Origin of the sequence: Italian clover phyllody phytoplasma str. MA1, from assembly GCF_000300695.1 — a bacterium.
Classification (GTDB): domain Bacteria; phylum Bacillota_I; class Bacilli_A; order Acholeplasmatales; family Acholeplasmataceae; genus Phytoplasma.
In genome coordinates this window covers 1-2,115 of record NZ_AKIM01000062.1, presented here as the reverse complement: position 1 = coordinate 2,115, position 2,115 = coordinate 1, and the positions used below count along the sequence as shown (strand labels likewise).

The window sequence follows — 2,115 nt, the reverse complement described above, 5'->3', positions numbered from 1 at the left end:
AACAAAAATAAAGAATTATCGTCAAGAAATATAATAAAAGCAGAAAATAAAAACTTAAAACAAGAAAAAGCTGAATTAGTAACACAAAAAGAAGCAGCAAACAAAGAATTAAGTGACAAAATTACTCAATTAGAAAAAGAAAATGCTAAATTAGAAAACAAAAATAAAGAATTATCGTTAAGATCTAAAAATAACAGTTTCGCAAGTAGATTTTCTTCAAAACTTTAATTGAAACTAAAAACCAATAATTAATAACAAATCAAACCTTATCAGAACAAGAAAAACAAGTTCTTCAAAATGAAATCAATCAATTAACTACTAATTTTCAACAAAAAGAAAAAAAAGAGTATCAACAAAAACTAACCAACAAAGAAGATATCGGAGCTTTTAAATTGATGACAATCCAATACTCTACTCCAATCCCAACCCGAATCCTCTAACCTTGCAAGTTACATTAAAGTCTATCATTCCTTTGACTGTTGGAATTAAATAGGATTAACTTATGATATAACTATCGCCAATGGATTTAAATTTTCTCACTTCGATAAAGAAGATGACAGTCAATTATATTTATATGTAAGATTAAAAAATAACTAAACGAAGGCCCAGGTAATAATTACTTAATCGTTAAATACAAAAGCCATAAAGACTTGATAAAAAAAGACAAAAACTACTACCTTGGTCGTGCCTCGTCGATGATACTAATTTCGAATTAACCGATTTCTATCTCCACTTCAACCCTATCCGTACAACTTTATCTCTTTACCAAGAAAAGCATAATAAAGATAAAGCTAAAGAAGCCGAAAATAATAAAAGAACCAACACTGAATGGTGATAAAATTTAATAACTTCCAATATGTTAAAATGTAAAGGAATCAAAATTAAAGGAGATTTAATTAATGTTTAAATTACAAAATCAATTTAAAATAATAAGTTTTTGTTTATTTGTTTTATTAGGAATGTTATTTATAACTAATAATTATTATGTTATGGCAATGAATAATGGTCATATATCTCAAAATAACGGACATGATAATAATCATGTAGAACCTGTATCGCCTTCTTTCTGGCTATTGTTTTGAATAATCTCTTTTTTTTCTTCTTTGCTTAATAAAATTATTATTACCTCTTTATGAACTTTTGATTTTTTTATAATTTTAAAAATTGTTCAACATCTAAAATAAAAACAGTTGCTCCTCCAATAGAAATTTCAGAAGGTAAAGAATAAAAAGCCCCCATTTCATTTAAAACGTTGCCCGGAATCATTTGAGTTCTTTTTCTAGAATGTTCTTCTATAATTTGTAAAACTTCATCTACTCTTTCAGAATCAATACCTATAACAAAAGTAGCATTTGCTTCTCTTAAAAAACCACCTTTAGTAGATAATCTTGTGTTAAAAACATTCTCTTTATTTAAATTATTTTGAACTTTATTCGCATCTTCGCTAGACACAATTGCTAAAATTAATTTCATACTATCTTTCATATTTATATTATATAACATTTATTTAATAATATTAATTTTTATTAGGTTATTTTGTTAAAAATAATAAAAATTAATATTATTAGGTCTTTTAGGATTGCTTTCGCTAAACCATTATCCATGCTAAAATAAGTATGTAAATTATTAACCTTCAATAAAATCATGCTTTTTTATCCTTCTTTTGGCCCAAAGTGCATAAAATAAAATGACCTTTTTTCACTTCATAAAAATCTCTATCCGAAAAATTCAGAAGAAAAACTAAATCCTTTCTTTTCTTTCTTCAAAGGTTGTGATTACTCTAAATTAGCATATTGCGGCAAAAACGGAATAGCGTTTAAAAATTTTTGGTGTATAAGGGTGTAGAGGATTATTAAACAGTTCTTCTGTAGGGGCTAATTCGACTAACCGACGACCTTTTTTTCATTGCACCAATACGATCGGCTAAAATATAACGAGTCACTCCTACATCATGAGAAATAAATAAGTTATTTGACACTTCTTTTTTAAAACACTCAATAAATCTAACACTTGTTTTTGCACGGACTGAACTGTTCCAAAACTTTAGACACTTTTTGCTTTTTAAAAATTCTTTAAGACTAACTATTAAGTTAGTCTTTTTTTTCTTTTCTAAGA

3 protein-coding genes and 2 pseudogenes are annotated in these 2,115 nt (G+C 26.4%); 3 read left to right on the top strand and 2 right to left on the bottom strand.

Annotated features, from left to right (window positions below; genetic code table 11):
- The 3 genes and pseudogenes from RI01_RS03680 to RI01_RS02450 all read left to right on the top strand — a co-directional run.
- Positions 1-228: pseudogene (locus RI01_RS03680) on the top strand (hypothetical protein); the annotation flags it as partial.
- Positions 210-835 (top strand): annotated as a pseudogene (locus tag RI01_RS03905) (hypothetical protein). The pseudogenes RI01_RS03680 and RI01_RS03905, both read left to right, overlap by 19 nt.
- Positions 836-899: 64 nt before the next feature.
- On the top strand, positions 900-1,082 hold the full coding sequence (locus RI01_RS02450; RefSeq protein WP_017193089.1) for an SVM family protein: 183 nt from the start codon (positions 900-902) through the stop codon (positions 1,080-1,082).
- A gap of 67 nt (positions 1,083-1,149) precedes the next feature.
- Here the strand turns inward: RI01_RS02450 and RI01_RS02445 are convergent, their stop codons facing one another.
- Positions 1,150-1,473, bottom strand: a complete 324-nt coding sequence (locus RI01_RS02445; RefSeq protein ID WP_017193088.1) for a cyclic-di-AMP receptor — start codon at positions 1,471-1,473, stop codon at positions 1,150-1,152.
- Between the two features lie 379 nt (positions 1,474-1,852).
- The coding region (locus RI01_RS04015) for a hypothetical protein (protein WP_034735189.1) at positions 1,853-2,115 on the bottom strand (263 nt) is incomplete at its 5' end.